This window comes from Kaistia sp. SLG-1 (genome assembly GCF_059699055.1).
In genome coordinates this window covers 3810669-3826178 of record NZ_AP048544.1, presented here as the reverse complement: position 1 = coordinate 3826178, position 15510 = coordinate 3810669, and the positions used below count along the sequence as shown (strand labels likewise).

Here is a 15510-nt window from a genome sequence, read left to right as displayed (position 1 = left end):
GGTGACCCTGAGGGCACTCCGCCTGGACCCGAGGACACATTCTTGACCTCCACTTCTGCCGGTTCGATCGATCTTGCTTCACCCAGGGCGTCCGGCCTTCGCTTCACGGACCGACGCAAGCTCTTCCTCGTCGCGCTCGCCCTGCCGGCGATCGTCTACGTCGTGCTGGTGGCGGTCTGGCCGCTGGCGCAGGGCATCTGGTACTCGTTCTTCGACTACAATCTGCTGCGCGGCGGCGGCCGGCGGACCTTCGTCGGCCTCGACAACTATGTCGCGCTCTGGGCCGACGCGACGGCGCGCCGGGCGGTGATCAACACCTTCCTCTTCACCTTCGGCGCCGTGGCGCTCGAATTCGCCGTCGGGCTCGGTCTGGCGCTGCTGCTCTGGCGCGACGGCCGCTTCAACCGCATCTGCCTCGCCTTCCTGCTCATTCCCGTCACCATCACGCCGATCGTCGTCGGCCTGATCTTCCGCGCGCTGCTCGCCGTCGACTACGGCTTCCTCGGCTACTACCTGGCCGAATGGGGCATTTCTGGTCCGCGCGGCTTCCTCGCCAATCCGACGGCGGCGCTGCCGGTGATGATCCTGATCGACGTCTGGGAGTGGACGCCGCTGGTGGCGCTGATCCTGCTGGCGGGGTTGAAGTCGCTGCCGACCGATATTCTCGAGGCGGCGGCCGCCGACGGCGCCACGGCGCTGCAGCGCTTCCGCCTGGTCGTGCTGCCGCTGCTGCTGCCAACCGTGTTCCTGGCGCTGGTGCTGCGCGTCATGGACGCGTTCCGCGTCTTCGACATCATCTTCGTGACGACAGGCGGCGGTCCCGCCGACGCGACGACGTCGCTGATGGTCTACGGCGTCAAGCAGGGCCTCGAATTCTTCAACATCGGCTTTGCCTCGGCGATCGGCAATCTGACCATCCTCTGCATCGCGCTGATGTGCGCCTGCTTCACGCTCCTGATCCGCCGGGCCGATGTGAGGGCCAACGAGAGATGAAAGCCCGGACCCGCCAGATCGCCTTCGAGCGCACCGCCCTCATCGTCATCCTCGCCCTCTACCTGATGCCGGTGCTCTGGCTGGTGACGACGGCCTACAAGCCGCCGCGCGAGATCTTCTCGTCGCCGCCGGTGTTCGGCTTCTCGCCGACGCTGTTCAATTTCGAGCGCATCTTCGCGATGTTCGACGTCTGGGCGCTCCTGAAATCGAGCCTCATCATCAGCCTCGGCACCACGGTGCTGTCGCTGCTGCTCGGCGTTCCCGCCGGCTATGCGCTGGCGCGCTCCAAGTCGCGCTACGCGATCCTCGTCGCCTATTTCTTCCTGGCGATCCGCACCGTGCCGATCATCGCGACGCTGATCCCGTTCTACCTGATGATGCGGGACATCGGCCTGCTCGGGACGTGGTGGGCGGTCGTGATGATCAACACGACGCTGAACTGCGCCTTCGTCACCTGGATGATGTTCTCCTATTTCCGCGCCCTGCCGCGCGACATGGAGGAGGCGGCGCTGACGGACGGCTGCACGCTGTGGGGCTCGTTCTACCGCGTCGCCCTGCCGATGGTGGTGCCCGGCATCATCGCCAGCGCGCTGTTCTGCATCATGTTCTCGTGGAACGACTTCCTGACGCCGATGTTCCTGACCGGGCCGGACACCAAGCCGCTCTCGGTGGCGCTGCTCGCCGCCTTCGGCACCAAGGACATCACCTGGGGCACGCTCGGCGCGCTGGCGCATTTCTCCACCGTGCCGATCGTGCTGATGGCCCTGTTCCTGAACCGCTATTTCGTCCAGGGCCTGACCAAAGGCGTGCAATAGCGCGCGGGCCGGGCCTTCGTGTCTGGCCCGAAGTTCTCGCTCGAGCGCGTTGCCCCTCACCTCTCCCTGAGGGAGAGGTGAGGGGCGCGTCCCTGGATTTTGGGCGAGACACCAAGAAGGATCAGGGCGCAACGAGTGAACTCGACGTCGCGATCGCGGCCAGTAGGGCTGGCCGCCGCGGCGGAGTTCCATCGGCGCCCCCGTCCCCCGAAGGGAACGCCGATCCCGCTGCGCCCTTTCTGGTTCGCGTGTCAGGCGCGCTGCGGCCGCGCCGCCTGGACCGAGGCGCGTGCTTCGGCCGGCTGCTGGCTGGCGTGCAGGCTGCGGGTCTGCCGCTCTGCCCAGGCGAGCGTGATCATGAAGAAGGCGAAGGCGCTGATGATGGCGGCGAGGGCGAGGATGTTGAGTGCGGACATCGTTGGCTCCGTTGGCTGACGAAACCACTATCGATGTCGCGGCGCCTGGCCGCCTTGATCGAAATCAAGCCGGCTCAGAGCGTTTTCGAGCGAAGTGGGTACCGGTTCGCGTGAAGAAAACGCGACCCAACAAATGGTTAGAGCCTTTCGTCGTTTCCATGAAACGATGAAAGGCTCTAGCCGCCGCTCGCCGGATCAGTCGAGGATCGCCTGCTCGGTCTCGGCGTCGAACAGATGGATGCGCGCGGGATCGACGGTGAGGCAGATCCGGTCGCCCTTCTTGACCGCCAGCGTGCCGTCGATCACGGCGCGCAGCCGCGTGCGGGCGGATTGCAGTTCCTCGCCATCCTCCGAGACGCCGGCCGCGACCACGGCCGCGCCGTCGAGGTCGAGATGGACGAGGAGGTTGGCGCCGAGATCCTCGACGAAGGCGACCTTGCCGGCGAGCTTGCCCGGACCAGGCGTGGCGTCCGGCGCCGGATAGAGCGCCTCGGGGCGGATGCCGGCCATGATCCGGCGGCCGGCGGAGCGCGCAATCGCCGGGCGCGCCGCGAGCGCGGCGGCGTCGAGCGCGATCGAGAGCTCGCCGAGGCTGAGCGCATGGCCTTCTGCCGTAGCCACGATCGTGCCGCCGATCAGATTCATCGGCGGAGAGCCGATGAAGCCGGCGACGAACAGATTGGCCGGTGCATCGTAGAGGGTGCGGGGCGCGGCGAGCTGCTGCAGCACGCCCTTGTTCATGACGGCGACGCGGTCGCCCATCGTCATCGCCTCGACCTGGTCGTGCGTGACATAGACGGTGGTGACGCCGGTCATCTTCTGCAGATGCGCGATCTCGGCTCGCATCTGGCCGCGCAGCCGCGCGTCGAGATTGGAGAGCGGCTCGTCCATCAGGAAGGCCTTGGGCGAGCGCACCAGGGCGCGGCCCATGGCGACGCGCTGGCGCTGGCCGCCGGAGAGCCGGCCGGGCTTGCGGTCGAGCAGGTCGGAGAGCTCGAGCAGCTTCGCCGTCTCCTCGACCTTGGCGCGGATCGCCGCCTTGTCGGAGCCGCGTACCTTGAGGCCGAAGCCGATATTGTCGGCGACCGAGAGATGCGGATAGAGCGCGTAGGACTGGAACACCATGGCGATGTTGCGGTCGCGTGGCGACAGGTCGTTGGCAACGGCGCCGTCGATGACGAGGGCGCCGTCGGAGATTTCCTCGAGCCCGGCGATCATCCGGAGCGCCGTCGACTTGCCGCAGCCCGACGGCCCGACCAGCACGAGGAACTCGCCGTCCTCGATCTTGAGGTTCAGCGCGTCGACGGCGAGATGGCCGTCATCATAGCGTTTCGTCACCCGCTCAAAGGCGATCTCTGCCATAGCCGTTCCCTCGGTTATGGCCGCAGCGTGCCATGCGCGGGGAGCGCATGTCAAAGTCCTTTGATGCTGTAAATTCAATCATTTGCCCTAGGGGAGGCGATGTTCGCCGCCGGGCGTCAAGCCTTCCCGTTCTCGAACATGCGGACGACCTCGGCGAGCTCCGCCACCGTCTCCGCCGAGGTGACTTCGCGCAGCGAATCCGAGGCGAAACCGAGCGCCACCGCTTCCGGCGCCACGGTCTGGATGCCCGTCCGGCACGAGGCATGGATTTCTCGCGCACCCGTTTCGTGGAGGATCGCGGCGGCGTTGGCCGGGCGGACACCGGAGCCCGGCATGATCGAGATGCGATCGCCGGCCCGCTCGACCAGGCTCTTCAGCGCGTCGAGGCCGTCCAGCGCGCTGCGGGCGCCGCCGGAAGTGAGGATCCGCTCGAAGCCGAGCGAGATCGCCGTCTCCAGCGCGTCGCCCGTATCCGCCACCAGGTCGAAGGCGCGATGCAGCGTGGCGCCGAGATCACCGGCATGGCTCCGGAGCCGGAACAGCGCCTCGGCGTCGAGTTTTCCGCGCGGCTGCGAGGCACCCAGCACAACGCCGGCAAGACCCGCCGAGCGGACCGCGTCGATGTCGCGCCGCATCTGGTCGAGCTCCCCGGGCGAGAAGACGAAATCGCCCTCGCGCGGCCGGATCATCGCATAGGTCGGCACGCCGGCCTTCGCCGCGAGCCGCATCAGGCCGGGGGAGGGCGTCAGGCCGCCGATCGACAGCGCGCTGCAGAGCTCGATGCGATCGGCGCCGCCGCGAATGGCGGCCTCCAGCCCATCGGCGGTGTCGACACAGATTTCGAGCGGAAGGGTCGCGGTCATGGTCGCAGTATGGTCACGAGGCGCGTTCTTCCGCCAGCATCGCCGCGCCGATCAGGCCGCTGGCGCCGCGGGTGCGGCCGGGCACGACGAGCGGCTGGTCGTAGCGGCCGAGAACGCGCTCGCGCACCGCCTGGTCGATCCGCGCCAGCAGGGCGGCGTCGGAGGAGAGGCCGCCGCCGACCGGGATCACCGAGGGGCCGATCGTGTTGACGATCATCGAAAGCGGCCCGGCGATCAGCGCGACGAAGGTATCGATGCTGTGCGCCGCCTTCGCGTCGCCTGCGTGCCAGGCTGATGTGATGGCGTGGCTGGTCAGGGTTTGGCTGGTGAGCGCCGCGTGGATGCGTTCGAGCCCGCGCGCCGAGCCATAGCTGTCGAGGCAGCCGATCTGGCCGCAGCCGCAGCGCACGACCGGGATGCCGCGCGCCGCGACGGCCTCGGCGAGCAGCGGGCCGTGGCCCCATTCGCCGGTGACGCCATGGGCGCCGCGCACCATGCGGCCGCCGATCACCAGCCCGCCGCCGACGCCGGTGCCGAGAATGGCGCCGAAGACGATCGGCAGGCCCTTGCCGGCGCCGACCGTCGCTTCCGCGAGCGCGAAGCAATCGGCGTCGTTGCCGACGCGAACCGGCGCGCCAAGGAAGGCGGCGATCTCGTTTTCCAGATGGTGGCCGTTGACGACGGGAACGTTCGCCGCCTGTGCGATGCCGTTATCGGTCGTCCCGGCGATCGAGATGCCGATGCGCTCCGCGCCGCCCGCCGCTTCCAGCAACTGCCGGAGCGCCGCGACGAAATCGTGCCAGTTGGTATGCGGCGTCGGCAGGGTGGCGCGGTCGGTCACCGCGCCGTCGCGCGAGACACGGGCGAATTCGATCTTCGAGCCGCCGATGTCGAAGGCCGCGGTTCCCTGCGTCATGCTGGTTCGTCCATTCAGGCGAGCGGCGCGAAATGCTGCCGCTCACCGCCGATATAGACCGCGCCGATGTCGAGGTCGTCGGTCAGATGGACGAAATCGGCGCGGGCGCCCGGCGCGAGGCGGCCATGCGTCCGTTCGATGCCCATGAACTGGGCCGGATAGAGCGAGGCCATGCGCAGCGTCTCGTCGAGGCCGATCCCGACCACGCGGGTCATGAAGCGGATGGCGCCGATCATGTCGAGATCGGAGCCGGCCAGCGTGCCGTCGTCGAGCGTCAGCTTGCCGTTCTCGCGGGTGATGACGCGGCCGTTCAGCTCGAACTCGGTCATCGAGGTGCCGATCGTCGACATGGCGTCGGTGACGATGAAGATCCGGCCCGGCGCGCGCTTGGCGCGCAGCGCGTTGGCGATCGCGGCCGGATGGACGTGCAGGCCGTCCGGGATGATGCCGCACCACGAATCCGTGCTGTCGAGCGCCGCGCCGACGACGCCGGGATTGCGGTGGCCGAGCTGGCTCATGGCGTTGAAGAGATGTGTGACGCCGCGCGCGCCGGCATTGAAGGCGGCCATGACGGTTTCATAAGAGGCGTCGGAATGGCCGATGGCGACCTGCACGCCGGCTGCCGTCAGGCGGGCGATCTGCGCCGGCGGCACGGTCTCGGCCGCGACGGTGGTCAGCACATGATCGAGGCCGGTCGAGATCAGGCGTTCGAGGTCCGCCTCGTCCATCGGCCGGATGTAGCCGGGATTGTGCGCGCCCTTGCGGGCGACGGAGAGATGCGGCCCTTCGAGATGGATGCCGAGGCAGCCGGGCACGCCGGCGGCGATCGCGTCGCGCGTGGCTGCAATTGCCGCCTCGGTCACGGCGGGCGTGTCGGTGATCAGCGTCGGCAGCAGCGCCGTCGTGCCGTAGCGGGCATGCGCGGTGCAGATCGTCCGGATGCCGTCGACCGTCGCTGCGCTGTTGAGGAGCGCGCCGCCGCCTCCGTTCACCTGCACGTCGACGAAGCCGGGCGCCAGCAGCCCGGCGCCGAGATCGACGGTTGCCGCTCCCTCCGGCACGCCGCCGGGCCCGACGACACCCAGGATGGTATCGCCCTCGACGAGGACGGCGGCGTCGCGGTGGCGCGTGGCGCCGTCGAACAGGTCAGCGGCGAGATAGGCTGTCAGGTTCGGCATTTGGGGCTCATCCCTGGGATCGATTTGGCATTAGGCATGGCACGGCCGCCTGGGCCGCGCTTCGTTTTTCACCTCTCCCTCAGGGAGAGGTCGGCTCGAAGAGCCGGGTGAGGGTTTAGGAACCTATCGGGCGAGGCCGTAAACCCTCACCCGCCGGCCTTCGGCCGTCGACCTCTCCCTCAGGGAGAGGTGAAGATCGTGTTTCGCCCTCAGACCGTCTCGGTGACCTTGTTGAGGCCGCGCGGCTTGTCGGGGTTGTAGCCGCGCGCCACGGCCACCGTCTCGGCGAAGCGGTAGAAGGAGAGCGCGATCGAGATCGGGTCGGTCATGGCGTGGCCGGTCGGCGCGACGGGCAGGCGCGGTCCTGGAACGGTCGCGGCCGTCGCCGTGAACACCTTGGCGCCGCGCGCGTGCAGGGCCGAGACATTGGCGATCATGCTGGGCGCCGCCGCGTCGTCGGGAATGAAGGCGATCAGCGGGAAATTCTCGTCGACCAGCGAGACCGGGCCATGCTGCAGCTCGGCGCCGGAATAGGCCTCGGCATGCAGGATCGAGGTTTCCTTGAGCTTCAGCGCCGCTTCCTGCGCGATGGCGAAGCCGGGGCCGCGGCCGAGCGTATAGAGCGACGACGCGGCGACGACGGTGTCGCGCGCCTCGCTCCAGTCGCATTCGAGCGCAGCGTCGAGCTTGTCGGGCAGGGCGGCGATGGCGGCCTGCAGAGCCTTGTCCTGGCGCCATTCGGCGAGGATGGCGAGGCCGGCGACGACCGAGGTGATGTAGGACTTCGTCGAGGCGACGCTCTTCTCCGGGCCGGCGCGCAACGGCACGAAGATGTCGGCGAGGGAGGCGAGCGGCGCGTCCTCGACATTGACGAGGGCGATGCTGGCGGCGCCGCCCTGCTTGGCCGCTTCGACCATGGCGAGGAGATCCGGGCTCTTGCCGGACTGCGAGGTGGCGAGCACGGCGGCTCCCGGCAGGTGCAGCGGCGTCTTGTAGATCGAGGCGATCGAGGGCCCAAGCGAGGCGACCGGAACGCCGGTCAGGATCTCGCAGGCATATTTGAAGAAGGCGCTGGCATGGTCGGAGGAGCCGCGCGCGACGGTGACGATCACCTTCGGGTCGAGCGTGCGCAGCCGCGCGCCGGCCTCGGTGATGGCGTCGCGGGACTGGTCGAGCAGGCGGCGGACGGCGGCGGGGGCCTCGTCGACTTCGGCGCGCATCAGGGTGGTGGTCATGGTCTCAATCCTCCATTCCGACGTCAGCGCGGAGACGCTTCGGTCAGGTTCAATTCAGCAACGAAATCATAGGCGTCGCCGCGATAGAGCGAGCGCGTGAATTCGACGACGCGGCCATCGGCCAGATAGGAGATCCGCTCGATGGCAAGGGCTGCGGAGCCGGGCGCGATGCCGAGCAGGGCGGCGTCGGCGCTGCCGACATTCTCCGCGTTCAGGCGCTGCACGGCGCGCACCGGGCGCATGCCGACCGCGCCCAGCGCATCATAGAGCGAAACCTCGACGATTGCCGGTTCCGGCAGCATGCGGGCCGGCACCACGGCGCGTTCGATCGCCATCGGTTCATTGTCGGCGAGGCGAAGACGATGCAGGCGCGAGACGCGATCGGTCGGCGCAAGCCCGAGGATCATCGCCTCGGCCGAGGTCGGCATGCCGACCGAGCGCTCGATCCAGCTCGCCGTCGGCACCAGGCCGCGGCTGCGCATGTCCTCGGTGAACGAGGTCAGGCGCGACAGGGGCTGTTCGACGCGGCCGCTGCTCCTGGACACGAAGGTGCCGGAGCCGTGGCGCTGGCGCAGAACGCCCTCGGCGACGAGGCCCTGGATCGCCTTGCGCACGGTGACGCGCGACACGCCGAGCGAGGCGGCCATCTCGCGCTCGGCCGGAAGCGCTGCGTTCGGCAGCAGCTGGCCGTTGCTGATCGCGCCGCGGATCAGGGTCTGCAGGCGGATGTAGAGCGGGCCCCCTTCCTCGTCCGCCAGACGTTCCGGCGCCAGAAAAAGGTCGGTCATGGCGCGGCCTCGACCGGCAGCAGGGTTGCCGCGAGCGCCAGCGCGCCGTCGAGCGGATCGCCGGCGGGCGGGACGATATAGGCCGCGATCTCGGGGCTAAGCCGCTCCTGGTAGAGCGGGGCGAGGCCGCCGAGCAGGCTGATCCGCTTGGCGCCGAGCTCGACGAGCCGGGCGAGCGAGGCCTCGATGTCGAGCGTCGCTTCGGCAAGAATCGCCTCGGCCAGGGCGTCGCCAGCCGCCGCATGCTCGAAGACGAGCGGGGCGAAGCTGCCATAGTCGCGCGGCAGCGCCGTCTTGCAGAAGCTCACCATGAGGTCCGGCTTGTCGTCGAACCGCGCCATCACCGTCTTCGAAAGCGGCGTGGCGGGCAGGATGCCGTCATGCGCCAGCACCGAGCGGCGCAGCGCCTGATGGCCGAGCCACGCGCCGCTGCCCTGGTCGCCGAGATGGAAGCCCCAGCCGCCGACGGTGACGAAATCGCCGCCCGCCTGCACGACATACGCCGTGCCGGTGCCGAGGATGGCGATGGCGCCGTCGCCGTCCGGATGGGCGCCGCGACAGGCGATCCAGGCGTCCATCTCCAGCGCGATCCGCGCGAAGGGGAGGCCAGAGGCGAGGAAGCGCTCGGAGAGATCCGGGATGTTGGCGCCGGCAAGCCCGAGGCCGACCAGGCAGCGGTCGAGATCGGCGCTCGAAAGACCGCCGGCGACGAGCGCGCCCTCGACGGCGGCGATGATGTTGTCGCGCGCGTCGTTGATGCCGGCCAGGATGTTGGCGGTGCCGGTGATGCATTCGCCGATCAGCGCGCCGTCGGCAAAGCGGGCGCGCGCCCGGCAGCGGGTTCCGCCGCCATCGACACCGACGAGAAGGAAGGCGCGTCCGCGAGGCCGCAGCTCGCCCGGGTCGCGTGGGGTCGAGTCGCTTGGGATGTCGTCTTTCACCGCTGCCGCCTCATGGGGTGGCCGGGGTTATGTCCCCGGCGTCGTGTTGGCCAAAATAATACCAAACGAAATCCAATTGGGAAGAGAATAAGCAAACGGCGCTTCTCGGCGGCGGTTTAGGGCAGGTTTTTCGGGTCGATTTTTCTCGTAATCCCATGATTTACATAACGAACCAGCTATTTTTCCCCAGGCCTCGGTTTGTAATTTCGAGTGCCTGATTTAGGTGTCTGGACGGACTGGTATTTCGTTGGTATCGTCGATGGCAAGAAAGCAGGGAAGTTGCTCGATGTCGGAATCGTTCATCGACGCTGGGGCAGGAGGAGGCGGCGGTTGGTCCGGCGCGGCGGCGTACGCCGTCATCGCGGATGCGGCTGCCATCCATCTCATCTCGTCATCCGGCTCCGTCCGGGCGGACCATTTTGGCGCGCAGCGTCCTCGGATGGATCGCGCGGTGGTTGCGCAAACTCTGCTGGCTAGGGATCATGTCGTCGTCACGGCGGCGCTCCATGTTCGGGGCGGACCGTGCAGCGTGCGGCGCGCGCAGACGGCCGCACCGCTTGCGGCGAAGGCCGTCGGCGGGACCGCAGACAAGCAGAAGAGAGCCTGATCGTGACCAACGCCTCGCCTTCGACCGAAATCGCCGATCCGCGCTATCGCGGCCTCGACACCTGGAAGGACGAGGACGTGCTGGCGGCGCTGCAGGCTGGCCATGTGCGCGCCGTGGCCTCGATCGAGGCGGCGATCCCGATGCTGGCCAAGGCGGCGCGGCTCGCGGCGGAGAGGCTCGCCGACGGCGGCCGCCTGATCTATGTCGCCTCGGGTAGTCCGGCGCTGATCGCGCTCGGCGACGCGCTGGAGATCCCGCAGACCTACGGCGTCGCCGACGACCGGATCGTGACGATCCTCGCCGGCGGGCTCGACCTCGTGCACAATTTCTCCGGCCTGCAGGAAGACGATCCCGAGCAGGCGCGCATCGACGTCGCCCGTTTCGGCGTCGGCCCGCAGGATTGCGTCGTCGCGGTCTCGGCCAGCGGCTCGACGCCCTATACGGTCGAGGGCCTGCGCGCCGCGATCGCGGGCGGCGCCGCCAGCATCGCCATTGCCAGCAATCCGAACGCCCCGCTGTTCGAGGGCGCGGATGTCGCCATCCACCTCGATTCCGGCCCCGAAGTGATCGCGGGATCGACAAGGATGGGGGCGGGGACGGCGCAGAAGGCAGCCCTCAACATGCTGTCGACGCTGATCGCGATCCATCTCGGCCATGTCTATGACGGGCTGATGGTCAATGTCCGCGCCGACAACGGCAAGCTGCGCGCGCGGGCCGCGCGGATCATCGCGAACGTCGCCGGTGTCGACGAGGCGAGCGCCCGCGTGGCGCTCGAGGCGACGAACGGCGAGGTGAAGCCCGCCATCCTGATCGCGGCCGGGGCGGAGAACCCCGCCGCGGCGAACGAACTGCTCAACGAGAACAATGGGAACGTGCGTGCGGCCCTGGCGGCGATCGCCAGATCCGGCGTCCGGTAATGCCGATGCGGCCGCGGCGGTGCGGCTGTGCGGTTCAGAGAGGAGCCTGATATGAACACCATGAAGCGGATGATGCTGGCTACGGCCGTCGCCGCGCTCTCGGTCGGGGCGGCTGCCCCGGCATTCGCCGAGGACGTGACGCTGACCATCGAAAGCTGGCGCAACGACGACCTGCCGATCTGGCAGGAGAAGCTGATCCCGGCCTTCGAGGCCAAGCATCCGGGCATCAAGCTGAACTTCGCCCCGTCGGCCCCGACCGAGTATGACGCCGCACTCGGCGCCAAGCTCGACGCGGGCTCGGCCGGCGACGTCATCACCTGCCGTCCGTTCGACAAGTCGCTGGCGCTGTTCCAGAAGGGCCAGCTCGCCTCGCTCAACGACCTGCCGGGCATCGAGGGCTTCTCGTCGGTCGCCAAGTCCGCCTGGATCACCGACGACGGCAAGGACACGTTCTGCGTGCCGGTCGCCGCCGTCATCCACGGCTTCATCTACAACAAGGACGCCTTCGACAAGCTCGGCATCGCCGTGCCGCAGACCGAGGACGAGTTCTTCGCGGCGCTGGAGAAGATCAAGGCCGACGGCACCTACATCCCGCTCGCCATGGGCACGAAGGATCTCTGGGAAGCCGCGACCATGGGCTACCAGAACATCGGCCCGAACTACTGGAAGGGTGAAGAGGGCCGTCTCGCGCTGCTCTCCGGCAAGCAGAAGCTGACCGACCCGCAGTGGGTCGAGCCCTTCGCGACGCTCGCCAAGTGGGCGCCCTATCTCGGCGACGGCTTTGAGGCCCAGACCTATCCGGACAGCCAGAACCTGTTCACCCTCGGCCGCGCCGCCATCTACCCGGCCGGCTCGTGGGAGATCTCGGGCTTCAACCAGCAGGCCCAGTTCAAGATGGGCGCCTTCCCGCCGCCGGTGAAGAAGGCCGGTGACGAGTGCTACATCTCCGACCATACCGATCTCGCGATCGGCATGAACGCGAAGACGAAGCATCCGGAAGCGACGAAGCAGTTCCTCTCCTGGGTTGCCTCGCCCGAGTTCGCCGACATCTACGCCAACGCGCTGCCGGGCTTCTTCAGCCTGTCCTCGACGCCGGTGAAGATGCAGGACCCGCTCGCCGAGGAGTTCGTCTCCTGGCGTGAGAAGTGCAAGCCGACGATCCGCTCGACCTACCAGATCCTGTCGCGCGGCACGCCGAACCTCGAGAACGAGACCTGGACGGAATCGGCCAACGTGATCAACGGCACCGACACGCCGCAGGTCGCCGCCGAGAAGCTCCAGAAGGGCCTCGACGCCTGGTTCAAGCCGGCCGCGCAGTAAGCGTCTGACGCGAATGCCCCTCCCCCTTGCGGGGAGGGGGTGGGGAGGGGGTACCACCGTCGCCCTGGGGAATTTCCCGGCGATGCGACCGATCCTGCAGGACTGCGGCGGTACCCCCTCCCTGGCCCTCCCCACAAGGGGGAGGGAAACGGCCCATTCCGTGTCAGACTGCGCGCTCGCGCGGCCTGCAGGAATGACGGCCCGCCATTTCAATGAGGAAGACAGGCTCCGGATGACCTCGATCGATCTCCTTGCTTCGGATGCCGTGGCGAAGCGGCCGGTGCGCTGGCATATCGCCGTCTTTCTCGCGCCGGCCGTGCTGATCTACACCGCCGTGATGATCCTGCCGCTGATCGAGACGCTGCGGCTGTCGCTGTTCAACGTCGTCGACAACCAGTCGATCTTCGTCGGCTTCGACAACTTCAAGGTGCTGTTCGGCGATGTCCGCTGGTCGGCCTCGTTCTGGAATGCGCTCAAGAACAATCTCGTCTTCTTCCTGATCCACATGATCGTGCAGAACCCGATCGGCATCGCGCTCGCGGCGCTCTTGTCGCTGCCGGTACTCCGGCTGCGCGGCTTCTACCGCACGGCGATCTTCCTGCCGACGATCCTCTCCTTCGTCATCGTCGGCTTCATCTGGAAGCTGATCCTGTCGCCGATCTGGGGCGTCGCGCCGTACCTCATGGATCTGGTCTGGCTGAAGCCCTTCTTCGGGCCCTGGCTCGGCAAGCCCGGCAGCGCGCTGATCACCGTGTCGCTGGTCTCGGTCTGGCAGAACATCGGCATCCCGATGATGCTGATCTACGCGGCGCTGCTGTCGATCCCGGACGAGGTGATCGAGGCCGCCGAATGCGACGGCGTCACCGGCTGGGCCCAGTTCTTCAAGATCAAGCTGCCGCTGATCCTGCCGACCATCGGTATTGTCTCGATCCTGACCTTCGTCGGCAATTTCAACGCCTTCGACCTCGTCTACACCATGCAGGGCGCGCTCGCCGGTCCCGACGGATCGACCGACATCCTCGGCACCTTCCTCTACCGCACCTTCTTCGGCTTCCAGCTGCAGGTCGGCGACCGCTCGATGGGCGCGACGATCGCCACCGTGATGTTCCTGATCATCCTCGCCGGCGTCAGCCTCTATCTCTTCGTCATCCAGCGGCGCATCCGCCGCTACCAGTTCTGAGGCCGGCCATGTCGAAAGCGCGTTCCTCCTTCGCCCGCTCCGGCTTCGTGCACCTCGCCCTCGGCGGCTACACGCTGCTGGCGCTGTTCCCGATCTTTCTGGTCATCTCGAACTCGTTCAAGACCCGCGCCGGCATCTTCTCCGCGCCGCTGCAATTGCCCAGCCCGGCGACCTTCAGCTGGATCGGCTACCAGACGGTGCTGAAGCAGGGCGATTTCCTCGGCTATTTCCAGAACAGCCTGATCGTCACCGTCGTCTCGATCTTCCTGGTGCTGCTGTTCGGCGCCATGGCCGCCTTCGCGCTGTCGGAATACCGGTTTCGCGGCAATCTGCTGATGGGCCTCTATCTGGCGCTCGGCATCATGATCCCGATCCGCCTGGGCACGGTGGCGATCCTGCAGGGCATGGTGGCGACCGGCCTCGTCAATACGCTGACGGCGCTGATCCTCGTCTACACCGCGCAAGGCTTGCCGCTCGCCGTGTTCATCCTGTCGGAGTTCATGCGCAACGTCTCCGACGATCTGAAGAACGCCGGCCGCGTCGACGGGCTCTCCGAATACACGATCTTCTTCCGCCTGGTGCTGCCGCTGGTGCGGCCGGCCATGGCGACGGTCGCCGTCTTCACCATGATCCCGATCTGGAACGATCTCTGGTTCCCGCTGATCCTGGCGCCCAGCGAGGCGACCAAGACGGTGACGCTCGGCGCGCAGATGTTCATCGGCCAGTACGTCACCAACTGGAACGCGGTGCTCTCGACGCTGTCGCTGGCGATCCTGCCGGTGCTGGTCCTCTACCTGATCTTCTCGCGCCAGCTGATCCGCGGCATCACCGCCGGCGCGGTGAAGTGATTTTCGCGCCGGAGCCCGGCCCGTCCTCTCTGATCGCAGGTTGCTGATTCATGACTAGTCCCCTCCGCGTTTTCGTCGCCGGCCTCGGCCAGATGGGGCGCAGCCATGCGCTGGCCTATCATGCCAATCCGGGCTTCGAAATCGTCGGTATGTACAACCGCTCCGAGGTCGACCTGCCGGAGGAGCTCAAGGCCTATCCGCGCGTCGAGAGCTTCGAGGCCGGGCTGGCGCTGAAGCCGGACGTCGTCTCGGTCAATACCTACACCGACAGCCACGCGCCCTTCGCCATCGCCGCGATGGAAGCGGGAGCGCATGTCTTCGTCGAGAAGCCGCTCGCCGCCAACGCCGCCGACGCGCGTTCGGTGGTCGAGGCCGCCACGCGCACCGGCAAGAAGCTCGTCATCGGCTATATCCTGCGCCATCATCCGTCCTGGATCGGCTTCATCGCCAAGGCGCGCGAGCTCGGCCCGCCCTACGTCATGCGCATGAATCTGAACCAACAGTCCTCCGGGCCGAGCTGGCACATCCACAAGCAGCTGATGCAGACGACCTCGCCGCTGGTTGATTGCGGCGTCCACTATGTCGACGTCATGTGCCAGATCACCGACGCGAAGCCGGTCGAGGTGCGCGGCATGGGCGTGCGCCTCTCCGACGAGATCGCGCCGACCCAGGTCAATTACGGCCATCTGCAGGTGATCTTCGAGGACGGCTCGGTCGGCTGGTACGAGGCCGGCTGGGGTCCGATGATCTCGGAGACCGCCTTCTTCGTGAAGGACGTGATGAGCCCGAAGGGCGCCGTCTCGATCGTCATGGACGAAAACGCCAAGTCGGACGATGTCGACACGCATACCAAGACGGCGCGCATCCGCGTCCATCATTCGGAACTGAAGCCCGACGGCAGCTTCGCCAAGGCCGACAGCTGGTTCTCGACCGAGGACGAGCCGGGGCACCAGGCGCTCTGCGACCGCGAACAGGCCTATCTGCTGAAGGCGATCCGCGAGGACATCGACCTCTCGCGCCACATGCAGGACGCCATCACCTCGCTCGAAATCGCGCTCGCCGCCGAGACGAGCATGCGCGAGGGCAGGGTGGTGAAGCTTTGACCTCCCGTATCGATACAGTCTTCCTGGG

At 67.6% G+C, this 15510-nt stretch carries 16 protein-coding genes; 8 read left to right on the top strand and 8 right to left on the bottom strand.

What is annotated here, in order from left to right:
• The first annotated feature begins 42 nt into the window (after positions 1 to 42).
• Both AC6HZP_RS17535 and AC6HZP_RS17530 read left to right on the top strand, forming a co-directional pair.
• On the top strand, positions 43 to 993 hold the full coding sequence (locus AC6HZP_RS17535; protein ID WP_497523871.1) for a carbohydrate ABC transporter permease: 951 nt from the start codon (positions 43 to 45) through the stop codon (positions 991 to 993).
• Positions 990 to 1808 (top strand): carbohydrate ABC transporter permease, encoded by an 819-nt coding sequence (locus AC6HZP_RS17530; protein WP_201400381.1) that lies wholly within the window; start codon positions 990 to 992, stop codon positions 1806 to 1808. The genes AC6HZP_RS17535 and AC6HZP_RS17530 overlap by 4 nt, the downstream gene beginning before the upstream one ends.
• A gap of 251 nt (positions 1809 to 2059) precedes the next feature.
• Here AC6HZP_RS17530 and AC6HZP_RS17525 read toward each other — a convergent pair whose 3' ends face one another.
• From AC6HZP_RS17525 to AC6HZP_RS17490, 8 genes are all read right to left on the bottom strand, one after another.
• Positions 2060 to 2224, bottom strand: coding sequence for a hypothetical protein (locus AC6HZP_RS17525; protein ID WP_201400380.1), 165 nt, complete (start codon positions 2222 to 2224; stop codon positions 2060 to 2062).
• Between the two features lie 195 nt (positions 2225 to 2419).
• Positions 2420 to 3586, bottom strand: a complete 1167-nt coding sequence (locus AC6HZP_RS17520) for an ABC transporter ATP-binding protein (protein ID WP_497523870.1) — start codon at positions 3584 to 3586, stop codon at positions 2420 to 2422.
• A 116-nt stretch (positions 3587 to 3702) separates the two neighbouring features.
• Positions 3703 to 4449 carry a copper homeostasis protein CutC gene (locus AC6HZP_RS17515; protein ID WP_497523869.1) on the bottom strand — a complete coding sequence of 249 codons (747 nt, stop codon included), beginning with the start codon at positions 4447 to 4449 and terminating at the stop codon, positions 3703 to 3705.
• Positions 4450 to 4462: 13 nt separating this feature from the next.
• Positions 4463 to 5365, bottom strand: coding sequence for an ROK family protein (locus tag AC6HZP_RS17510; RefSeq protein ID WP_497523868.1), 903 nt, complete (start codon positions 5363 to 5365; stop codon positions 4463 to 4465).
• A 14-nt stretch (positions 5366 to 5379) separates the two neighbouring features.
• Complete coding sequence (nagA, locus tag AC6HZP_RS17505; RefSeq protein WP_497523867.1) at positions 5380 to 6543, bottom strand: N-acetylglucosamine-6-phosphate deacetylase; 1164 nt, start codon at positions 6541 to 6543, stop codon at positions 5380 to 5382.
• Between the two features lie 209 nt (positions 6544 to 6752).
• Positions 6753 to 7778, bottom strand: coding sequence for an SIS domain-containing protein (locus tag AC6HZP_RS17500; RefSeq protein WP_201400375.1), 1026 nt, complete (start codon positions 7776 to 7778; stop codon positions 6753 to 6755).
• A 23-nt stretch (positions 7779 to 7801) separates the two neighbouring features.
• Complete coding sequence (locus AC6HZP_RS17495) at positions 7802 to 8566, bottom strand: GntR family transcriptional regulator (protein ID WP_497523866.1); 765 nt, start codon at positions 8564 to 8566, stop codon at positions 7802 to 7804.
• Positions 8563 to 9507 (bottom strand): glucosamine kinase nucleotide-binding domain-containing protein, encoded by a 945-nt coding sequence (locus AC6HZP_RS17490; RefSeq protein ID WP_497523865.1) that lies wholly within the window; start codon positions 9505 to 9507, stop codon positions 8563 to 8565. Before AC6HZP_RS17490 ends, AC6HZP_RS17495 begins: the two co-directional genes overlap by 4 nt.
• 286 nt (positions 9508 to 9793) lie before the next feature.
• Between AC6HZP_RS17490 and AC6HZP_RS17485 the strand changes: the two genes are divergently transcribed.
• From AC6HZP_RS17485 to AC6HZP_RS17460, 6 genes are all read left to right on the top strand, one after another.
• Complete coding sequence (locus AC6HZP_RS17485) at positions 9794 to 10114, top strand: hypothetical protein (RefSeq protein ID WP_497523864.1); 321 nt, start codon at positions 9794 to 9796, stop codon at positions 10112 to 10114.
• A gap of 2 nt (positions 10115 to 10116) precedes the next feature.
• Positions 10117 to 11031, top strand: a complete 915-nt coding sequence (locus AC6HZP_RS17480; protein WP_497523863.1) for an N-acetylmuramic acid 6-phosphate etherase — start codon at positions 10117 to 10119, stop codon at positions 11029 to 11031.
• A gap of 51 nt (positions 11032 to 11082) precedes the next feature.
• Positions 11083 to 12351 carry an ABC transporter substrate-binding protein gene (locus AC6HZP_RS17475; protein ID WP_497523862.1) on the top strand — a complete coding sequence of 423 codons (1269 nt, stop codon included), beginning with the start codon at positions 11083 to 11085 and terminating at the stop codon, positions 12349 to 12351.
• Between the two features lie 232 nt (positions 12352 to 12583).
• Complete coding sequence (locus tag AC6HZP_RS17470; RefSeq protein WP_497523861.1) at positions 12584 to 13531, top strand: carbohydrate ABC transporter permease; 948 nt, start codon at positions 12584 to 12586, stop codon at positions 13529 to 13531.
• Positions 13532 to 13539: 8 nt separating this feature from the next.
• On the top strand, positions 13540 to 14379 hold the full coding sequence (locus AC6HZP_RS17465; RefSeq protein ID WP_201400370.1) for a carbohydrate ABC transporter permease: 840 nt from the start codon (positions 13540 to 13542) through the stop codon (positions 14377 to 14379).
• Positions 14380 to 14429: 50 nt separating this feature from the next.
• Positions 14430 to 15482: a Gfo/Idh/MocA family protein gene (locus AC6HZP_RS17460; RefSeq protein WP_497523860.1), complete on the top strand. Its 1053-nt coding sequence runs from the start codon at positions 14430 to 14432 to the stop codon at positions 15480 to 15482.
• Positions 15483 to 15510 lie beyond the last annotated feature (28 nt).

What these genes read in the sequence shown, in the direction of transcription:
- AC6HZP_RS17530 (WP_201400381.1), top strand. Translation starts at nt 990, where the DNA reads ATGAAAGCCCGGACCCGCCAGATCGCCTTCGAGCGCACCGCCCTCATC.
- AC6HZP_RS17525 (WP_201400380.1), bottom strand. Translation starts at nt 2,224, where the DNA reads ATGTCCGCACTCAACATCCTCGCCCTCGCCGCCATCATCAGCGCCTTC.
- AC6HZP_RS17520 (WP_497523870.1), bottom strand. Translation starts at nt 3,586, where the DNA reads ATGGCAGAGATCGCCTTTGAGCGGGTGACGAAACGCTATGATGACGGC.
- AC6HZP_RS17515 (WP_497523869.1), bottom strand. Translation starts at nt 4,449, where the DNA reads ATGACCGCGACCCTTCCGCTCGAAATCTGTGTCGACACCGCCGATGGG.
- AC6HZP_RS17510 (WP_497523868.1), bottom strand. Translation starts at nt 5,365, where the DNA reads ATGACGCAGGGAACCGCGGCCTTCGACATCGGCGGCTCGAAGATCGAA.
- nagA (WP_497523867.1), bottom strand. Translation starts at nt 6,543, where the DNA reads ATGCCGAACCTGACAGCCTATCTCGCCGCTGACCTGTTCGACGGCGCC.
- AC6HZP_RS17500 (WP_201400375.1), bottom strand. Translation starts at nt 7,778, where the DNA reads ATGACCACCACCCTGATGCGCGCCGAAGTCGACGAGGCCCCCGCCGCC.
- AC6HZP_RS17495 (WP_497523866.1), bottom strand. Translation starts at nt 8,566, where the DNA reads ATGACCGACCTTTTTCTGGCGCCGGAACGTCTGGCGGACGAGGAAGGG.
- AC6HZP_RS17485 (WP_497523864.1), top strand. Translation starts at nt 9,794, where the DNA reads ATGTCGGAATCGTTCATCGACGCTGGGGCAGGAGGAGGCGGCGGTTGG.
- AC6HZP_RS17475 (WP_497523862.1), top strand. Translation starts at nt 11,083, where the DNA reads ATGAACACCATGAAGCGGATGATGCTGGCTACGGCCGTCGCCGCGCTC.
- AC6HZP_RS17470 (WP_497523861.1), top strand. Translation starts at nt 12,584, where the DNA reads ATGACCTCGATCGATCTCCTTGCTTCGGATGCCGTGGCGAAGCGGCCG.
- AC6HZP_RS17465 (WP_201400370.1), top strand. Translation starts at nt 13,540, where the DNA reads ATGTCGAAAGCGCGTTCCTCCTTCGCCCGCTCCGGCTTCGTGCACCTC.
- AC6HZP_RS17460 (WP_497523860.1), top strand. Translation starts at nt 14,430, where the DNA reads ATGACTAGTCCCCTCCGCGTTTTCGTCGCCGGCCTCGGCCAGATGGGG.